At 42.3% G+C, this 18,048-nt stretch carries 15 protein-coding genes; 7 read left to right on the forward strand and 8 right to left on the reverse strand.

The genetic code is table 11. From position 1 onward, the window contains the following. Nucleotides 1-16 precede the first annotated feature (16 nt). Nucleotides 17-364 (reverse strand): hypothetical protein, encoded by a 348-nt coding sequence (locus tag QWZ01_RS24840; protein WP_290328269.1) that lies wholly within the window; start codon nucleotides 362-364, stop codon nucleotides 17-19. A 174-nt stretch (nucleotides 365-538) separates the two neighbouring features. Here QWZ01_RS24840 and QWZ01_RS24845 point away from each other — a divergent pair, with 174 nt between their 5' ends. From QWZ01_RS24845 to katE, 3 genes are all read left to right on the forward strand, one after another. Beyond that, nucleotides 539-2,317 carry an alpha-amylase family glycosyl hydrolase gene (locus tag QWZ01_RS24845; protein WP_290328271.1) on the forward strand — a complete coding sequence of 593 codons (1,779 nt, stop codon included), beginning with the start codon at nucleotides 539-541 and terminating at the stop codon, nucleotides 2,315-2,317. A 216-nt stretch (nucleotides 2,318-2,533) separates the two neighbouring features. Next, nucleotides 2,534-3,085 carry a YciE/YciF ferroxidase family protein gene (locus QWZ01_RS24850; RefSeq protein ID WP_290328273.1) on the forward strand — a complete coding sequence of 184 codons (552 nt, stop codon included), beginning with the start codon at nucleotides 2,534-2,536 and terminating at the stop codon, nucleotides 3,083-3,085. Between the two features lie 4 nt (nucleotides 3,086-3,089). After that, the gene (gene katE / locus QWZ01_RS24855; RefSeq protein WP_290328275.1) at nucleotides 3,090-5,291 is read left to right on the forward strand and encodes a catalase HPII; all 2,202 of its coding nucleotides are present in this window, start codon (nucleotides 3,090-3,092) and stop codon (nucleotides 5,289-5,291) included. Nucleotides 5,292-5,350: 59 nt separating this feature from the next. Here the strand turns inward: katE and QWZ01_RS24860 are convergent, their stop codons facing one another. From QWZ01_RS24860 to QWZ01_RS24880, 5 genes are all read right to left on the reverse strand, one after another. Continuing rightward, entirely contained in the window at nucleotides 5,351-5,824 is a 474-nt protein-coding gene (locus QWZ01_RS24860; RefSeq protein WP_290328277.1) for an ankyrin repeat domain-containing protein, read from the reverse strand. A 140-nt stretch (nucleotides 5,825-5,964) separates the two neighbouring features. Next, a complete protein-coding gene (locus QWZ01_RS24865) occupies nucleotides 5,965-6,969 on the reverse strand; it encodes a PDDEXK nuclease domain-containing protein (RefSeq protein WP_290328279.1) in 1,005 nt (334 codons plus the stop codon). 325 nt (nucleotides 6,970-7,294) lie between these two features. Then, nucleotides 7,295-8,530: a tyrosine-type recombinase/integrase gene (locus QWZ01_RS24870; protein ID WP_290328281.1), complete on the reverse strand. Its 1,236-nt coding sequence runs from the start codon at nucleotides 8,528-8,530 to the stop codon at nucleotides 7,295-7,297. Between the two features lie 348 nt (nucleotides 8,531-8,878). Next, nucleotides 8,879-9,631, reverse strand: a complete 753-nt coding sequence (locus QWZ01_RS24875; protein WP_290328283.1) for a LytR/AlgR family response regulator transcription factor — start codon at nucleotides 9,629-9,631, stop codon at nucleotides 8,879-8,881. Beyond that, the gene (locus QWZ01_RS24880; protein ID WP_290328285.1) at nucleotides 9,628-10,686 is read right to left on the reverse strand and encodes a sensor histidine kinase; all 1,059 of its coding nucleotides are present in this window, start codon (nucleotides 10,684-10,686) and stop codon (nucleotides 9,628-9,630) included. The genes QWZ01_RS24875 and QWZ01_RS24880 overlap by 4 nt, the downstream gene beginning before the upstream one ends. Nucleotides 10,687-11,059: 373 nt before the next feature. On the opposite strand from QWZ01_RS24880, the gene QWZ01_RS24885 reads away from it, so the two are divergent. Beyond that, nucleotides 11,060-13,627 (forward strand): TonB-dependent receptor, encoded by a 2,568-nt coding sequence (locus QWZ01_RS24885; RefSeq protein WP_290328287.1) that lies wholly within the window; start codon nucleotides 11,060-11,062, stop codon nucleotides 13,625-13,627. Nucleotides 13,628-13,930: 303 nt separating this feature from the next. On the opposite strand, the gene QWZ01_RS24890 is transcribed toward QWZ01_RS24885, so the two are convergent. Next, complete coding sequence (locus tag QWZ01_RS24890; RefSeq protein WP_290328290.1) at nucleotides 13,931-14,548, reverse strand: hypothetical protein; 618 nt, start codon at nucleotides 14,546-14,548, stop codon at nucleotides 13,931-13,933. 161 nt (nucleotides 14,549-14,709) lie between these two features. Between QWZ01_RS24890 and QWZ01_RS24895 the strand changes: the two genes are divergently transcribed. Together QWZ01_RS24895 and QWZ01_RS24900 are read left to right on the forward strand one after the other, a co-directional pair. After that, nucleotides 14,710-15,459, forward strand: a complete 750-nt coding sequence (locus QWZ01_RS24895; RefSeq protein ID WP_290328292.1) for a glucose 1-dehydrogenase — start codon at nucleotides 14,710-14,712, stop codon at nucleotides 15,457-15,459. Nucleotides 15,460-15,531: 72 nt separating this feature from the next. After that, complete coding sequence (locus QWZ01_RS24900) at nucleotides 15,532-16,113, forward strand: TetR/AcrR family transcriptional regulator (protein ID WP_290328294.1); 582 nt, start codon at nucleotides 15,532-15,534, stop codon at nucleotides 16,111-16,113. Nucleotides 16,114-16,128: 15 nt separating this feature from the next. Here the strand turns inward: QWZ01_RS24900 and QWZ01_RS24905 are convergent, their stop codons facing one another. Further along, complete coding sequence (locus QWZ01_RS24905) at nucleotides 16,129-17,115, reverse strand: amidohydrolase family protein (protein WP_290328295.1); 987 nt, start codon at nucleotides 17,113-17,115, stop codon at nucleotides 16,129-16,131. Nucleotides 17,116-17,319: 204 nt separating this feature from the next. Between QWZ01_RS24905 and QWZ01_RS24910 the strand changes: the two genes are divergently transcribed. Continuing rightward, complete coding sequence (locus tag QWZ01_RS24910; protein WP_290328297.1) at nucleotides 17,320-17,730, forward strand: cupin domain-containing protein; 411 nt, start codon at nucleotides 17,320-17,322, stop codon at nucleotides 17,728-17,730. Nucleotides 17,731-18,048: the final 318 nt, after the last annotated feature.

The raw sequence follows: 18,048 nt of genomic DNA on the forward strand, positions 1-18,048 counted from the left end.
ATTTTTAATTTATAATTTAATAGCCTGAAATATTCCATAGCGTCGGATTATCACGGACATGGCTCAAATGTTCGATTATCTCCTCTACTTCGTCTCCATCAAGTTCGAGCATATCTCCAGGATTATACGTAAAAATATGCCCAGGCTTTTCAAAAGTGATGTAACCACAATAATTAGGATCATCTATTTTTTCGAGATGCAGGCTGTCTTCTCTTCGCCTTTTTCTAAGCGGATGGCTTAAGCCATCATCCGCAAAAATGCTATAGGTAAAGGTTAAAACAGCATGCCCGTTAAGGTGTGCGATGGTATCCGGAATGACCAGTAGCTTTTTGCGATTTCCCAAGGTAAATCGAAGTGGTTCCATAGTAGGTGAAATAGGTGTTTTAACCCAACTATTCGCGGCTGTTTATGTTTGGTGTGGCTGGTAATTATATTTTTTTGAGAAATAAAACATTTTTAGCTGGCTTTTCCTTTTTGATGGAAAAAATACTTCATGAAGCAACAAAATGATACATTGATAAAAAAAGAGATTCCAGGAATGGGGGCCATTATTCAATCGGATGGTGTATTCTTCCGGGTTTGGGCTCCAAACGCAACCGGCGTTTACGTCGCCGGCAGTTTTAATGACTTTGACAAAAATGCGCAGGCACTGGAAGCCGAGGAAAACGGATACTGGGGCGGCTTTGTAGAAGGCGCAAAAAACGGCGATGAATATAAATTTTATCTGGATACCCCGTTTGGTGAATTTTTTAGAAATGATCCTTACGCCAGGTCAATGACTAGTTCCGTGGGTAATTCGATTGTTTACGATCCAAACACATTCGATTGGGGTGAGTCTGCCTATGATATGCCTTCCTGGAACAAACTGGTGATTTATGAATTGCATACCGGCACTTTCAATGTTAAAGAAAAAGGTAAACCCGGAAATATGTACGGGATTATAGAAAAGCTGCCCTACCTTCGTGATCTCGGTATCAATGCCATTGAAGTTATGCCACCGTTTGAGTTTCCGGGCGGCTTCTCCTGGGGTTATAACCCCTCACAGCCATTTGCAATAGAATCTGAATATGGAGGGCCGGACGCGTTCAAAAGTCTGGTTAAAGCAGCACATGAACACGGGATCGCAGTGATCCTAGATGTGGTTTATAATCATTTTGGGCCCAGTGATCTCGACATCTGGCAATTCGATGGCTGGAGTGAGAATGATAAAGGAGGAATCTATTTTTATAACGACTGGAAATCGGAAACTCCCTGGGGAGACACCCGCCCGGATTATGGCCGTAATGAAGTCAGACAGTATATCAGGGATAACGCCCTGATGTGGCTGGAGGAATACCGCGTAGATGGTTTAAGGATGGATATGATCCCCTACATTCGCAATGTCAAAGCAGATGAAGATCCGGGTAGCATCCTGAACGACGGATTGAGCCTGCTGCAATGGATCAACAGTGAGATTGCCGAAAAATTTCCATGGAAATTAACCGTTGCAGAAGATTTGCATGGGCTGGATAGTATCACCAATCCCGTAGGAGAGGAAGAAGGTCTGGGCTTTGGCGCACAATGGGATGCTGATTTCGTTCACCCGGTAAGAGAAGCGCTGATCGCACAGGACGACAGCGAACGTAGTATGGCTGCTATGGAAAAAGCGCTGATGAGCCAATACAGCGGCAACCCGTTTAAAAGGGTCGTTTATACCGAGAGTCATGATGAAGTTGCGAACGGGAAGGCCAGAGTGGCTGAAGAGATCGCGGATGGAGATGTGAATAACTGGTATTCCAAAAAGCGTGCATCACTAGGTATAGCCATGGTGTTAACGGCGCCAGGCATCCCGATGATTTTCCAGGGACATGAGCTACTGGAGGATAAATGGTTCTCGGACACGGACCCTATAGACTGGAAAAGAAAAAAGGAATTTAACGGTTTTGTGAAACTGCATCGTGACCTGATCAGGCTGAGGTTGAATTTTAGTGATGTAACGGAAGGCTTGTCCGGTCAAAGCACCGAGGTAATCCGGGTAGATGAAGAAAAGAAACTGCTGATATATCAGCGCTGGCACGAAGGTGGCAAAGGAGATACGACAATCGTTATCCTGAACTTTTCGGGGCAAGCATACGATAATTATCGGGTTGGTATGCCGGCTGAAGGACTCTGGAAGATCAGGTTCAATAGCGACTGGGAGGGCTATGACCAGGAGTTTGGCGATTTTACATCGCTGGATACCGAGGCCACGGCAGAGGAATGCGACGGTTATCCGAATTCCGCGAACATAGCCATAGCACCTTATACTGCGCTGATATTATCCCAGGATAGGTCGTAACAGATTCGAACGATTATTGAAAACATTTTCTTAACAAAAAGGCCTGCATCGATTGATGTGGCTTTTTTGTTTTCTGAAGTGTAGGTTTTTAAATAAAGCAGCCTTGTCTTAATTCAAATTAAAAAAATAAATTAAAAATTAAAAACAAGCGCGAGTTTCAAAGCTTTAACTAAAGTAGTTTAACAACGATCATCTTACACCCAATTTACCTTTATTATGAAAAATGAAAGTGATGCTGAACCCAAATTCAGTACCAAAACATCCGCTAAAGCTGAACCTGCGCTGTTGGAACTTTTTAAAGACGGCATCATGGATATTTACTGGGCTGAAAACCACCTGGTGAAAAACCTGCCCAAATTGATCCAGGCTGCTACCTCTTCCAAACTTTCCAAAACCATTGCAGATCACCTGGAACAAACCAAAGACCACGTTAGTCGACTGGAGCATGTATTTGAGTTACTTGGTGAAAAGCCATTGGCAAAAAAATGCGATGCCATGGAGGGCCTGACCAAAGAAGGGGAGGGCATTGTTGAAAGTACGGAATCAGGCACGGCCACCCGCGATGTGGGCATTATCCTGGCATCGCAAAAAGTGGAACACTACGAGATCGCCACCTATGGCGGACTAAGCCAGTTGGCTAAAACATTGGGCCTGGATCAGGTAGCTGAACTGCTTTATCAGACGCTAAAGGAAGAAAAAGCGGCTGATGAATTGTTAACTGGTGTAGCAGAAAACGATATCAATTACAACGCATCTGTAGAAGCATAAACCTATGACTAGTCAAAAAAAAACTGAGAAAGGTAAAGACACCACTGGTGATACCAAAAAACTGGATAAGGGTGTGCAAGGCGTTAATGCCAAAACCGAGAATCTGGCGCCTCATACCGCGGATTCGACAGGCGAATTTCTCACAACCAACACCGGGTTAAAGATCAATGATGACCAGAACTCGCTCAAAGCCGGTGAACGTGGACCGACTTTACTGGAAGATTTTATTTTACGGGAAAAGATTACTCACTTTGACCATGAACGTATTCCCGAACGGGTGGTTCATGCTCGCGGCTCAGGCGCCCATGGTGTGTTCAGGGTTTATGAATCCCTGGCGCCAGTTACCAAAGCCTTGTTCCTCAACGACACTGGCGCCGAAACGCCGGTATTTGTACGGTTTTCCACCGTAGCTGGCTCTAAAGGTTCTACAGACCTGGCCCGTGATGTGCGCGGGTTCGCCGTACGTTTTTATACACAAGAGGGCAACTTTGATCTGGTGGGAAATAATATGCCGGTTTTTTTTATACAGGATGCCATCAAATTTCCTGATCTCATCCATGCGGTGAAACCCGAACCGGATAACGAAATTCCTCAGGCCGCATCGGCCCATGACACTTTCTGGGATTTTATATCGCTGACGCCGGAATCCGCCCATATGATCATGTGGGCAATGAGTGACCGTGCCATACCCCGTAGCCTGCGCATGATGGAAGGGTTTGGCGTGCACACGTTTCGTTTGGTCAATGCCGAGGGCGTGGCCAGTTTCGTTAAATTCCACTGGAAACCTTTATTAGGGGTGCATTCGGTGGCCTGGGATGAGGCGCAAAATATATCCGGTAAAGATCCGGATTTTCATCGCCGGGATCTCTGGGATGCCATTGACAGTGGCGCTTTTCCGGAATGGGAGCTGGGCATTCAGGTAATACCTGAGGCAGATGAGTTTAAATTTGAATTTGACCTGCTTGATCCAACCAAACTGGTACCCGAAGAATTGGTACCTGTTCAGCGTATCGGTAAGATGACATTAAACCGTAACCCTGATAATTTTTTCGCTGAAACAGAGCAGGTGGCCTTTCATTTAGGCCATGTCGTTCCCGGAATAGATTTTAGCAATGATCCATTACTGCAGGGCAGGCTGTTTTCTTATACGGATACGCAATTATTGCGTTTGGGTGGTCCTAACTTTCAGGAAATTCCAATTAACCGACCAATTATACCTGTACACAATAATCAGCGAGACGGGCATATGCGCCAAACCATTAACAAAGGTAAAACCAGCTATACTCCAAATACCATCGGGGGTAATGACCCGCATCAGGCCAAAGCTGCCGAGGGGGGCTTTGTAAGTTACCCGGAACGCATTTCGGCCAGCAAAGTACGGGCAAGGAGCAAAAGCTTTTTCGACCATTACAGCCAGGCAAAGTTATTTTTCAATAGCCAATCGGACCCCGAAAAGAACCATATCACCGATGCCCTGAGTTTTGAACTGGGTAAAGTTAAAACGGTAGTTATCCGCGAGCGGATGTTGGCGCTGCTGGCACAGATTGACAAAGGACTGGCTGCAGCAGTGGCTTATGCGCTCGGTCTGCATATCCCCGAAAACATGGCTGAACAACTGAATCAGAATATTCCTGCTGATGCTGATCCTGCGGATTATGCTTCGACGCAGGTAGAAAGTTCACTCGCCAAATCTGACGCTTTAAGTATGGCCAACACGATAAAAGACAGCATCAAAACCCGTAAAGTTGCCATCCTTGCGGCCGATGGTGTTGATGAAAAAGCCTTAAATACGGTGAAAGCGGCTATTGAAGCTGAAGGCGGCGTGGTAGAAGTGATTGCGCCGAGACTTGGCTTCATTACCTCACTAAATAACGAACAGGTCCACGTGGACGAAAGCATGCTAGGAGCGGCATCCGTTTTATTTGATGCGGTGTATGTTCCAGGTGGTGGAAACAGCGCCGCTACTTTAAAGGCGGAAGCTGATGCGGTTCATTTCTTGAATGAAGCTTTTAAACATTGTAAAGCGATTGCCGCAGATGAAAGTGCTTTGCAAGTTCTGGATGCGACTTATTTTAGCAAAAAGATAGAAAACGATGAGGGCGTGATTGTAAGTTCAGATGCCAGACAACTTGCAAAACAGTTCATCCAAGCCATAAAACAGCATCGCTTTTGGGAAAGAGAAAAAGGGCGAAAGATCCCTGCATAATTATAAATACTTATTTTTAGTATAAAGAAGCTTCCCGCATTTGTAGGAGGCTTCTTTTTTCAATCATTTAGTAATCCAATAGCGCCTGCATTGCCCTGTTGGATGGCATGGTCAAGAACCGTTAATCCTCGTGAATCCTGAATGGTTTTGTCGGCGCCATGATCTAGCAGTAGTTCGACGATGTCGTTACGGCCAAACATGGTTGCGAACATGAGCGCGGAGCCACCATTTCCGTGCTGCTGGTTGATATCAGCCCCATGCTCCAACAAAAGTTTGGCGATATCGATATAACCCTTGAATGCAACGCCCATTAACGCCGTATTTCCGCCAACATCAGCCGCATTAACTTGTGCTCCGCTCTTAAGAAGTAATTCTGCGGCGTCAAGTTGATGATTATAACAGGCTATAATCAAGGGCGTATAGCCTTTATCGTCTTTTTCATTAAGATCGATTCCTTGTCTTATTAATTCCTTTAAAACCTCTATGTTTCCTTTTCTTGCAGCTACAATAAGCACGTCTTTCAAATTTATCATGATGACAGTCGAATTTTGATAGTTTTATTCGCATGATAACAAGGTCGTATGGCATATTTTTGTTTGAAATTCAACTGAAATTATTTCAATGGTTACGGAATAATTTACTTTGGTTGATTGCCTTCAAATATTAATTTAAATTAGTTTTCTTTCATTAATTCGCTAACTTTTTGTTGTAATTGCTCTTTATCAGGCAGATAAAGCTGGTATTTGGACACAAAGATTTTATTGGTGATACCCCCAGTAGCGTATTCTACTAATATTTCATCTTTATCAGCAGATAGGATAATTCCAATTGGGTCATTGTCTTCCTTAACGTTTTCTTCACTTTTAAAGTAATTTAAATATAAATTCATTTGACCGATGTCATTATGTTTAACTTTTCGGATCTTCAGGTCTATTAAAACAAAACATTTCAAAATGCGGTGATAGAATACCAGGTCAACATAGAGATGCGTGTTTCGAATTGAAATTTTATATTGCCTAGCGACAAATGCGAAACCTTTGCCAAGCTCCAATAAGAATAGCTGTAGATTATCTATTATTTTCTGCTCCAAATGCTTTTCCGTCACCTTATGGGCTTGAGGTATCTGTAGAAAATCTAATATGTAAGGGTCTTTGGTAATATCTTTTGGGTTGAGCAAAACCTGCCCTTTTTGGGCAAGTTCCAATATGCTGGCTTTATCCTTACTTAATGCGAGCCGTTCGAATAAGGAGGTATCAACCTGTCTTTCCAGTTCGCGCGTACCCCAATTTTCATTTAACGACTGAGCCTCATAAAATTTGCGGGCAGTAAGATCAGAAATACCTAATAATATGACGATATGTGTCCAACTCAATTTGGCAGGCACTGCCTGCCATTTCTGATAAGCCAAATAAAACCTGCGCATGTCTAATACATTGCGCCTGCCAAATCCTTTGCCGTAACGCAATCGCAAATCTTTGGAAAGTATTGACAATAAGTCGCTTCCATACTCTGCTCGCTCTTGCCCGTGCTGTTCATATTCAACAATGTGCCTGCCAATTTCCCAATTGGCTTTGACCAATTCTAAATTTATTGCTTTTGCAGCTTGTATACGGGCGCCTTGTATAGTGTTCCCAATATTATCCAGCAGCTCGTGATATTTGCTTTGATCAAGTGTCATATATAAAATAACAAAAACATTTTACGCTTTATGCATCTGCTTTAGTATTGCGACAGCAATCTTGCAAGTGCTACTTGCAAAATTGCAGGCAAAACTCCTAATTGTACAAGGCCCGCTTGCATAATTAGGATAAGCGTCAGCAACAGATTGCATGTAATTCAAATTCCTTGAAAATATTCTTTTTGATATCAGAGAACGCAGGTCTTAATTCATCGATAACGCTTAGTAAAGTTCGAAGTCCAACCTTAGACTTTGCGTTCATAATAAATTTTGTGTCCAATCTTATGACATTCAAATTTCTACTTAATTAGTTTTATTTATCATATTAATCCAATGCCTCTTCAATACTGCTTGATACTAATTCATCGTCATATTCCTCTAAATAAATACGAGTAATTTCCTCGGTTTCATGACCCATTGCTTCCTGAATGATACATATATCCACTTTTTTGTGCTTTAAATTTGTGGCAAAGGAATGTCTCGCAACATAGGAAGTCACTGTTCGGTCAATTCCTTTGGCATCCTTTATTGTTTTGAGGTCTTCATTAAGATCTTTCAATCCACTATCAATTCGCGCATCAATTTTGGCAGCGGTATCGTGTTCAGCTTTTAAAATAGGGAAAATATACCCACCATCACTTTGAACAGGGTAACTTCTGAAAATTTCGATGATTGCTTTTGCTTTAGAATGTAACTTAAAGTCATAAATCCTTTTGTTTTTGCTTCTGGTATATCGTAAAATATCGCCCTTGAAATTTGTTTCTCTTAGCTTGACGATATCATTGAAATTAATGCCTCTGCAATAATAGCTGAATAAAAAGATTTGTTGGCTCCTGAAAACCCGCGAACCATATTCTGCATCATAGGTCTCAATTGATTTCATATCCGCAGCGGAAATAGCCCGTTTGCTGGTTTTGTACTTTTTATAAGGTTTAAACTTGATAAACCTTTTTGGATGATGCTCTTTTGAACACATACCCGCTACGATCGCCAGGTTCCAGATCCGGTAAAAAGTTCGCAAATAAGCGCTCATCGAGGTTTCTTTCAACTCCTGCCCGACAAGATAATTTTCCAGTCCCTCAAAATCGGTCTTTGTAAAGCTCACGAAGGCTTTGTCTTTTTCACCAAACACATGTTTTAAAACGTAATCTTTCAAATATTGAAAGGTGTTAGCGTAACCAATTTTGTCATGAGCAATCAGATCGTCAATGATACTTTGGGTAAAGGCGTACAGTTTAGCCGCTACTAAGGGCTTATTCGATTTTTTAACTTTTGAAATCAATTCAGCCAGGGAGATAAATTCGTGACCATTCTTTTTCAAAAGCTTTACCTCGAAATCGATCTCATCGAACTTGTCATCAATCTCACGGCTGATCTGTTTGTATTGAGGGTGGGTCAGTTTAGGCCCATTTGTTTCGAAGTCCCAATGTTCGGGTGTTGACTTATACCCAATGGATAAGAATTTCTGCTCTTTGTAAAGGGTCAGTCTGATGCGAATTTCACGCTCACCATGCTCACTGATCCTGTCTGTCCTTAAGGTGACTTTCTTTAAAACTTCCATAACATCAGTTAATTTTATAGATTTATCACAAAATGGGATTACTAAATGCCCAAAATCATAGTAATCTCAGTATAATATGGGATTACTATGGGACTACTAAAGTCTGAAAAATTGATGATTTTATGAAATAAATTGAAAAATAAATTTTGTTAAAACATTGATTATAAATGATTTGACATTATTTGAATTCTATTGAATATGGTGAAATATTTTATGGCATGCAAGAGGTCATCGGTTCGACTCCGATATTCTCCACTGATTATTATCATCAAGGCTTCACGGAATTTTCGTGGAGCCTTGATGCTTTATACTATTCCTGTAAGGTCAGTACTCTTGAAATAAACAAAGCTACTGCCAGTCTTTCAAAAAATCTGAAAAGCCGATTTTGTATTGCTCTGTAACAGGAATGGTGGTTTCTCCAATCTGAACGGTATTTTTGGTTACCGATTTAACAGCATTCCTGGCTATGATGAACGACCTGTGAATACGGAGAAAGCCAGCAGGCGAAAGCTTTTCTTCCAAACTTTTTAGGCTTGTTAAGGTAAGTAAGGGTTTGTCGTGGTTTTTCAGAAATAGCTTTACGTAATCCTTCAATCCTTCTATATAGAGGATATCCTCTGTGTTGATTTTTACCAGCTGATAGTCGATCTTTAAATAAATATAATTTTTTTCGGCTTTGTGATCGGCTGGGTTTAAGTTGTTGCTCTGGCTGCTGTTTTGCAGCATAATGAAATAGTCGTATGCCTTTGCGGCTGCCTTTGAAAAATCGACAAAGCTGAAGGGTTTCAGTAAATAATCTAATGCGTCAACCTTAAAGCCTTCAAGGGCATAATGGTCATAGGCCGTTGTAAATACTATGCGCAGGCTTTTTTTCTTTCCTGATTGCTCAATGATCCTGGCCAGCTCAACACCGCTTAAGTCAGCCATCCTGATATCTAAAAATATCAATTGTATATCCGGTTGCGCGTGAATTGCCTTTAGTGCCTCTACAGCATTAGTATAAGTCCCCTTTAAAGTTAAAAAGGGGGTTTGCTCAATATAAGAAGCCACCAGTTTAAGAGCTACCGGTTCATCGTCAACGGCTATACAGTTAATGATCATTTGAAATCGAAAATTAATACTACGGTGAATTCCCTGGCAGCTTCGTTCCGTTCTACACTTAAAGTGTATCGTCCGTGATAAAGCAGATCGAGCCTTCGTTTGGTGTTTACAATACCGATGCCATTACTATCTTCCAGATATGCCGATTTTTCTTCAAACAGGGAATTTTTGATCTCTAGTTTCAATTTATCTGCGGTCTGGCTTATATCTATATAAATATAACTTGGGTGAACAGAACTGATACCATGCTTAAACGCGTTTTCAATAAAGGGAAGAAAAAGCATAGGAGCAACCTCGTGGTTTTTGAGATCGGCTTGTTTTTCAAAAATTATCTGTACATCATCACTCAGCCTTAACTTCATGAGCTTGATGTAATCCTCCACAAACTTGATCTCTTTTTCCAGGCTGGTGAGGTTGTTTTTGTTTTCGTAGATAACATAACGCATCATGTGCGACAGGGTATAAACCGCATCCTTTGCCGCCGCAGGGTTACTGTCAGACAGCGCGTATATAGTATGCAGAATATTGAAAAAGAAGTGAGGATTGATTTGTGCCCTTAAAAAGGAAAGCTCCGAACTGATCTTCTCCTGCTGTGTAGCCTGAAAAACGGCTTGATCGGCTTTTATCTTCTTGGATACCGCTATGATTGTGCTTACCCCCAGTATTACAAGTGCTGATATGATTGTCCAGTAGTTATAGCTGTGATCATCGCCTGATGATTTTTTACCTAAATTCTTGAAGAGTTTCCCCATCGCTGCCTTACACCCTGTAACATCATCAAGCCAGTTATTAAGATAAACCATCAATACAAGAAGGGCTATCATCAGGAGCACAAACACCACAACCCTGTTTTTATAAAGGAGTTTTGGTGTAAAAAACAGCATGTTGGAGTAAAACAAAGCTGCCCATACCATATGAACCAATACCTGTTTCACCCAAAATTCGCCGGGCAGCCTTATAGGCCACGATAATGGAAACAGCATCAGCGCAAAAAGGCAGGTCACTATGTAAAAGTGTACCGAAAAGAAAATTTTCTTTAAGCTTGAAAAAGCCATATTGGGTTTTTACTATAAAAGTAACAGAAAAAATAGTGCGTTTTGTTTCTCAGGCAAAACGCACCTTACTATATCAAAATAGTAATCAACTAAATCCCATCTCACCGGGATGATACAAATGACACAATAATTTTCATATCTGGAAAATGGAATAGACGGCTTAGGCTGTTTCATAGACAGAATGGCTGCTTTGATCTATTGCGTTGTTACCCATGCTGGAATATGGTACAAAAGGGCTCATATTAAGCGTAAATAAAGCTGATTTTACGGCCGTAGATATAAAAACGGGTTTCGTCTATTTTTAAGGGCCTACCGTCTATTCGGCAAATTTTGATCAAATGAATTGTCTTGATTTGTTTAAAAGATCCGCAAAATGAAACCTGAAAATTATAAACTGCAACTATATAAGGCAACTAAGTTATGGCCTGTTAAATTAATATTTTGGTTCCTTTTTGTTCCCGGAATTGTACATGCACAAGGTCGCGAACAAACAGGAATGCCCGCCGGGGTTCCTAAAAACGGTGGTACACTATCCGGAACCGTGATAGATTCCCTGACAAAGAAACCGTTGGATTACTCTACCGTTAGTTTGTTTAAAACGGGCGTGGCAGCCCCCTTAAATGGCAGCCTTACCGATGAAAAAGGGAATTTTAAAATTACCAATGTTGCTCCGGGCAGTTACCGCATTCAAATCGCGTTTATTGGTTATGCCACCAAAACAATTAATAGCATTGTTTTAACGGAAGCAAAACCCGACAAAAACTTGGGGCAGGTAATTGTTGCCCCGAGCGCCAAAATGCTGGCCGCTGTTGAGGTAACCGGCCAAAAGGCACTGATAGAAAACCATATTGATAAGCTGGTTTTTAATGCCGAAAAGGATGTGACCAGCACCGGAGGCAATGCCTCAGACATGCTGCGGAAGGTACCTATGGTATCAGTTGATATGGATGGAAACGTTGCTTTAAGAGGGAGCCAGAACGTGCGTATCCTGATAAACGGAAAACCTTCGGGCGCGCTCGTGACCAATGCCGCGGATGTATTGAAATCAATGCCTTCAGATCAGATCAAGAATATTGAGGTTATCACCTCGCCATCGGCCAAGTATGATGCGGAAGGTTCGGCCGGTATCATCAATATTGTAACCAAGAAAAAAGAAGTTTCGGGTGTTAGCGGTTCCGTTAGCGCAGGCATAGGTACCCGTCAAAACAATGAGAGCGGTAACATCAGCTTTAACAAAAATAAACTGAGCCTTACTGCCAACTTTGGTTATAACACAGGATGGCCGCAAACAACGTACACCGCGTTTAGCAGTCAGAATACGGAGTTGGGAACATCATCATCATCCAGCGGACAAAATACTTCAAACAGGCACTTCACTAACGGATCGGCATCATTGGGTTATGATTTTGATAACAATAACACCTTGTCATCTTCCTTTAGCATGAGGGGCGGAGCATTTAAAAATAACGGTAGCAGTACCAACAGTAACACTTCTGCCGAAGAAGGAACGGTTGATTATACAGCCTTAACCAGTAACGAATTTAAAATTTCAAACTTTGACTGGAATACCGATTTTACGCACAAATTTAAAAAGGAGGGTGAAGAGCTGAGCTTTGCCGTACAATGGACTCATGGTACTTCTGATATTAATTACCTTTCTGAATATACAGCTTTTACGCAAAATCAGCAGGCAACCAATAACGGGATCAACAATGAATATACCTTTCAGGCAGATTATGTGCTGCCCATAAGTAAGGTATTTAAACTGGAAACCGGTGCCAAAAGTATTTTAAGGCGAATTACAAGCGAATACGATTTTTTTAATCCGGATGCATCCGGCGCGTATGTATTTAATCCGGCTACATCCAACAGCTACAACTATGATCAGGATGTATACTCGGGTTACGGATTGGTAACGGCTACGCTTAAAAATGGCTTTACAATTCAGGCTGGTGCGCGTTTGGAAAGCACGAAGATCAACGGTAACTCGGGGAATACGAGTGTTGGCTTGTCGCCCTTTAATAATACCTATACCAATTTTATACCCAGTTTTGTAATATCAAAGGCATTAACGCCAACCCAAACATTAAAATTAAGTTACAGCAAGCGTATACAAAGGCCAAGCTTACAATTTCTGAATCCATTCCGCAATACCAGTAACCCCTTAAATCAAACACAGGGTAATCCTGAATTATCACCTGAGGTTACACAAACGGTAGAACTTAATTATTCAACCTTTATTAAATCCTCAACAATCAATGCATCAGTATACTACCGCAAAACCGACGATATTATCGAAAGCTATGTAAGCACAGTGCCTTTTACTACGGTTGATAATGAAGGGAATATGGTAACCCGTGATGTTTCGCTTACTAATTACCTTAACGTTGGTAACAATAATTCAATAGGGGCAACACTTTTTGGCTCAACAGAATTATTTAAGATCCTTACCATAAGGGGTAACATTAACGCGTTCACTTACAAACCGCAGATCATCAGTACACTGCAGCAGGGGAGCCAATCCACCTATATTCAATACAATGCTTTTGTGAGCGGGACGGTAAAACTTAATAAAACACTTTCTGCCGAAACTTTTTTGATCCAGAATTCGGCCCGGAGAACTTTTCAAGGTACCAACCCATCGTTTAATTTATGGGTAATTGGTTTAAAGCAGGATGTATGGCAAAAACGAGGTACCATTGGTTTAAACATTACACAGCCATTTAAGGATTATAAAGACTTCACCTCAAACATCAATAGTGGTCCACTTACCCAAAGCAACCGGTTTTCGGTACCGTTCAGGTCATTCGGCGTTAGCTTTGCCTATAATTTTGGTAAAATGAATTTCGGCCAGCAAATGCCTAAAAAGAAACGTGGTGTTGATAACGATGATTTAAAACAGGGTGATAGCAATGGCCAGGGCGGACAAAGCGGCCATTGAGTTATAATAGCGGAAGGCGCTATTACAGAACTTCTCCTGAGAGTAATGGCCAACCGAATGATAATTTCATCAAAGCAGGCTGTTTATTCACTCACCCCGACATCGCTACGCTTTTCAACGCTCTCTGCGGCGAAGCCGAAGAGAGCGTGAGAAAATTTGTCATTGCGAGGAGGTACGACTAAGCAATAACAAATTTTCTTTTTACCACCCTCTTTCCGCCGCAGGCGAAGAGAGGGTGGTCCAGCGAAGCGTAGACCGGGTGAGTCTTTTATAAGCCACGCAATTGCAAAGATTTATGCCGTTTCATAGGCTATTACCCATCTGAGGCACGTATCCCGCGCTGAACATATTAACAAAAGAACGCGGTGTTAAAACCGTTATCTCAGCAACATCAGGGAATGCAATATCGATTTCATAACCACCCGGTGTCCATAAATATAAACGGCCATTTTTAACCAAATATGGTTTATCATGGTAAGTGACAAAGGTGCCGTTAGGCAGTCTATTAAGGTTTGCCTGATAGGTTACCTTTGTTTTATCGCTTGCAATACGTTCGGTTTGGAGGATATTATCTATCTCTGCAACGGGTATATTCATGTTAAAGCCGTATTGAGGGTTTCCCTTCAACCAAAATTCCTTAAATAGCATGTGATCTTTGTATCGGCATTGGAAACAGGGCCGGTGCCCTGCCGAAAATGCTGTAGCTTCATCCAGGAAAAACAGCTCGGTCCATCTATCGGGCTGCATGATCTGCCTGTGCCGGTTTTTATACTGCAGCAGGCAGGTGATCCAGGCTCTGATCTTAAATGGGCGTACAATTTCCTGATCGTTATTATGTATCACTCCACGGTTACCCAGCCATGCACCGCGTTCGGGTGTTTTTATCAATTGCCCTAATGGATTTACCCGGTTTTGCAGCATTGTTTTTTAGTTGAATTTATGAAATAAAAGGATTTGCTGTAACGGCCATGCAAAACAATTTGTCATACGACCTTCACAATAATTTATTTAGGAATGATCATTCCGAAAAGTAGCTACATTTACGGAACGATTATTCCAAATATAGAAAATCAGATCACATCATGAAAAAATTAGAAAATAAAGTAGCCGTTGTTACCGGCGCATCAAAAGGAATCGGAGCCGGCATTGCCAAACATCTGGCTGCTGCCGGTGCAAGTGTTGTTGTTAACTATGCATCTGCAAAAGCAGGGGCCGATCAGGTGGTGGCCGATATAATTGCCAATGGCGGCAAGGCAATAGCCGTACAAGGCAGTGTATCAAAGGAAGAAGATGTTGAACGTTTGTTTGACGAAACTAAAAAAACATTCGGTGCTGTTGATATCCTTGTTAATAACGCGGGTGTTTATCAATTTGGCGCTATTGAAGAAATTAAGGCCGAAGATTTTCACAGGCAATTTGATACCAACGTGTTGGGCTTGTTATTAACTACCCAGGGCGCTGTTAAAAACTTTAATTCAACAGGCGGAAGCATCATCAACATAGGTTCGGCTGTTACTGCTATTACACCCGTGCAGAGTGCTGTTTATACAGCTACCAAAGGCGCGGTAGATGCCATTACAGGTGTATTAGCCAAAGAATTGGGTGGAAAGAAGATTCGTGTAAATTCACTTAACCCCGGAATGGTAGAAACCGAAGGCACGCATACTGCCGGATTTATAGGTAGCGATTTTGAAGCAGAGATGGTTAAAACAACTCCTTTAGGCCGTATAGGTCAGCCTGATGATATTGCTGAAGTAGCTGTGTTCCTGGCTTCTGAAGAATCGCGCTGGTTAACCGGCGAGATCCTGGTAGCCAGTGGTGGTGTAAGGTAATGACACCCGCTTAACTAAAAAATAACTAAAAATGAATAGCTTTGCTTTTTACAAGCAAGGCTATTCCCGCTTATGGCACGAACAAAAGATTTTGATGAAGACGAGGTACTGGCCAAGGCTATACAGCTTTTTTGGCACAAGGGCTACAACGGTACATCCATGCAGGATTTGGTTGATGGCCTTGGTATAAGCCGTTCGAGCCTGTACGATACCTTTACCGATAAACATACCCTTTTTGTAAGAGCGTTGGAACGTTACCAAAGTTGCGGAACGGCCAAGATCCAGGCGCTCATTGATGAGGCTGGATCAGCCAGGGCAGCTGTAAAAAAACTACTGGAGTATACCATTAATGACCTGCTTGATGATGATCAGCAAAAGGGCTGCTTTATGGTTAACGCCAAGGTTGAGTTAGCAACACACGATGCCGAGGTTAACAGCCTGGTTTGCCAGAACGACCAGCAAATGGAGGAGGCCTTTTTACAGGTGATACAAAAGGGTAAAGATAGCGGCGAGATCAAAAACGGTCAGGATGCCCGCGCGCTGTCAAGGTTTATTTTTAATGCGGTAAAAGGTATGCAGGTTACCGCCAAATCAACCAATGATAAAGCCATTTTTAATGATATTATTAAACTGACGGTATCTGTGCTCGATTAAAATCTTAAGGCTGATCTAAGCCCTTAACTTCAATAGCTTATCCGCGTTTCCGTGAGCTATCTTCGCTTTTTCTTCATCGGGCAATTCTATTGCGTTTAAAAATTCAATGCCCATTTCATTGGTGCTGAACGGATAATCAACAGAAAAAAGAATGTTATCCACACCGAATGTTTCCAGCGCTATTTTTAGTGGCGGTTGTGTAAAGAAACCGCTTGTGGTAATATGAACCTGCTGGCGTAAGGTATCAGTCAAGGTACGTTGGTTGGCACCTCCGTTGCCGGGTTTAAATGCCCTTTCGGATCTGGCCATCATCATTGGCAGCATTTCGCCCATATGCCCGATGATCAGGTTGAGCTTAGGATATTGATCAAAAACACCCGAATAAAGCAGCCTTAAAACATGAAGGGCGGTTTCCGAATGCCATCCCCAGCCATAACATGCCAGGGCCTCAGCCATCCCGGCATGATTGGGCGAGCCGCTGTAGTAAATATCGGCCACTCCCTTTGGCGGTAGGCCCGGATGCAGGTATATGGGTACATTTAATTTTTCGGCACGTTCAAATATCGGTGCAAATTCAGGTTGATCCAGAAATTTATCCTGCGTTAAACCCCTGATCATGGCTCCGCAAAAGTGATGTTCCTTTACTGTTCGTTCCAGTTCATCGGCCGCTGCAAGCGGGGCCGTTGTTGGTAAGTGTGCAAAAGCTGTAAAACGATCCTCAAAACCGACTATTCTTTCGGCTATCAGGTCGTTATACCGGCGGGCAAAGGCTGGGCCATCTTGCGGGTTTAACAGGTTAGCTCCAGAACTGTCAACCGATAATACCTGCATGGTAATGCCGGTGGCATCCATTGATTGTAAGCGCTCGCCGGTAATATCTGCCAGCTTTGGCGCAAGCTGCTGCATCCTTTCCGATTGGCCAAAACCGCCCAACGCTTCCTTTGGTATCTGGCTGGCCATTTCCGGGAATGAAATATGTTCTTCAAGTGTTACTATTCGCATGTTATATGAATTTTGGGCTATGATGTTTAATTTTTATGATCGGGTAAGGTTCAGGCAATTATTGAGCCATATCCTATAAAAACACATTGGAGCCTCAATATGCCCGGTTCCGCCTTGAAATTGCCTGCTTGCTATACTTGGTAGTTGAATGCTCTTAAAATTAAGCTCAATTTTGTTAACAAAGCAAAACTAAAAATCAAGACCATGAAAACTCCAAAAAACATCTTCGCCGGCATTATTACTGTAATCGCCCTGGCCGTGTTCGCCATTCCGGGCTCAGTAATGGCACAACAGCCGGGAATAAAACGTGCAATTCTTCAACAGCATGATCTGAGCATAGCCGGGCATGAAACCGTGCAGGCCCGTATTGACTTTGCTCCCGGCGCTGCATTCGGTAAGCATACGCATCCCGGCGAAGAGATCATTTATGTGCTGGAAGGCCTAATTGAGTACGATGTTGAAGGTAAACCGTCGGTAACGCTCAAGGCAGGCGAGGTGCTGTTTGTACCGGCAGGCGTTGCACACGCGGCAAAAAATGTGGGTAAAACCAATGCTCAGGAATTGGGCACTTACGTTGTTGTAAAAGGGAAGCCGCTGGTTACATTGGTTAAATGATCCTTGTTATAAATTATGTATCATGAAAGAGGCTGCACATCCACATCTGCGGCCTCTTTTGCGTTTTATAATTTTTGGTTATTTTAACGTCAGTTCTGAATAAAAAAACCTATTTGTCATTTCGACGAACCCGGAGTGGATTGTGCACTCGAGGTGAGGAGAAATCTTATACGTCATGCTTTAACGGGCGCATAGCCGCTTAGCAAGGCGTATAAGATTTCTCTTTCGCCCCACGCTCTTGCTCACCCGGCTCTATCGAAATGACATTTTTTATTAAATGGATTGCATTCTCCTTATCCCGAACTCACGTTGCTGTTT

Source organism: Mucilaginibacter aquaedulcis (genome assembly GCF_030409325.1).
Classification (GTDB): Bacteria; Bacteroidota; Bacteroidia; order Sphingobacteriales; family Sphingobacteriaceae; genus Mucilaginibacter; species Mucilaginibacter aquaedulcis.

What these genes read in the sequence shown, in the direction of transcription:
- QWZ01_RS24840 (WP_290328269.1), bottom strand. Translation starts at nt 364, where the DNA reads ATGGAACCACTTCGATTTACCTTGGGAAATCGCAAAAAGCTACTGGTC.
- QWZ01_RS24845 (WP_290328271.1), top strand. Translation starts at nt 539, where the DNA reads ATGGGGGCCATTATTCAATCGGATGGTGTATTCTTCCGGGTTTGGGCT.
- QWZ01_RS24850 (WP_290328273.1), top strand. Translation starts at nt 2,534, where the DNA reads ATGAAAAATGAAAGTGATGCTGAACCCAAATTCAGTACCAAAACATCC.
- katE (WP_290328275.1), top strand. Translation starts at nt 3,090, where the DNA reads ATGACTAGTCAAAAAAAAACTGAGAAAGGTAAAGACACCACTGGTGAT.
- QWZ01_RS24860 (WP_290328277.1), bottom strand. Translation starts at nt 5,824, where the DNA reads ATGATAAATTTGAAAGACGTGCTTATTGTAGCTGCAAGAAAAGGAAAC.
- QWZ01_RS24865 (WP_290328279.1), bottom strand. Translation starts at nt 6,969, where the DNA reads ATGACACTTGATCAAAGCAAATATCACGAGCTGCTGGATAATATTGGG.
- QWZ01_RS24870 (WP_290328281.1), bottom strand. Translation starts at nt 8,530, where the DNA reads ATGGAAGTTTTAAAGAAAGTCACCTTAAGGACAGACAGGATCAGTGAG.
- QWZ01_RS24875 (WP_290328283.1), bottom strand. Translation starts at nt 9,631, where the DNA reads ATGATCATTAACTGTATAGCCGTTGACGATGAACCGGTAGCTCTTAAA.
- QWZ01_RS24880 (WP_290328285.1), bottom strand. Translation starts at nt 10,686, where the DNA reads ATGGCTTTTTCAAGCTTAAAGAAAATTTTCTTTTCGGTACACTTTTAC.
- QWZ01_RS24885 (WP_290328287.1), top strand. Translation starts at nt 11,060, where the DNA reads ATGAAACCTGAAAATTATAAACTGCAACTATATAAGGCAACTAAGTTA.
- QWZ01_RS24890 (WP_290328290.1), bottom strand. Translation starts at nt 14,548, where the DNA reads ATGCTGCAAAACCGGGTAAATCCATTAGGGCAATTGATAAAAACACCC.
- QWZ01_RS24895 (WP_290328292.1), top strand. Translation starts at nt 14,710, where the DNA reads ATGAAAAAATTAGAAAATAAAGTAGCCGTTGTTACCGGCGCATCAAAA.
- QWZ01_RS24900 (WP_290328294.1), top strand. Translation starts at nt 15,532, where the DNA reads ATGGCACGAACAAAAGATTTTGATGAAGACGAGGTACTGGCCAAGGCT.
- QWZ01_RS24905 (WP_290328295.1), bottom strand. Translation starts at nt 17,115, where the DNA reads ATGCGAATAGTAACACTTGAAGAACATATTTCATTCCCGGAAATGGCC.
- QWZ01_RS24910 (WP_290328297.1), top strand. Translation starts at nt 17,320, where the DNA reads ATGAAAACTCCAAAAAACATCTTCGCCGGCATTATTACTGTAATCGCC.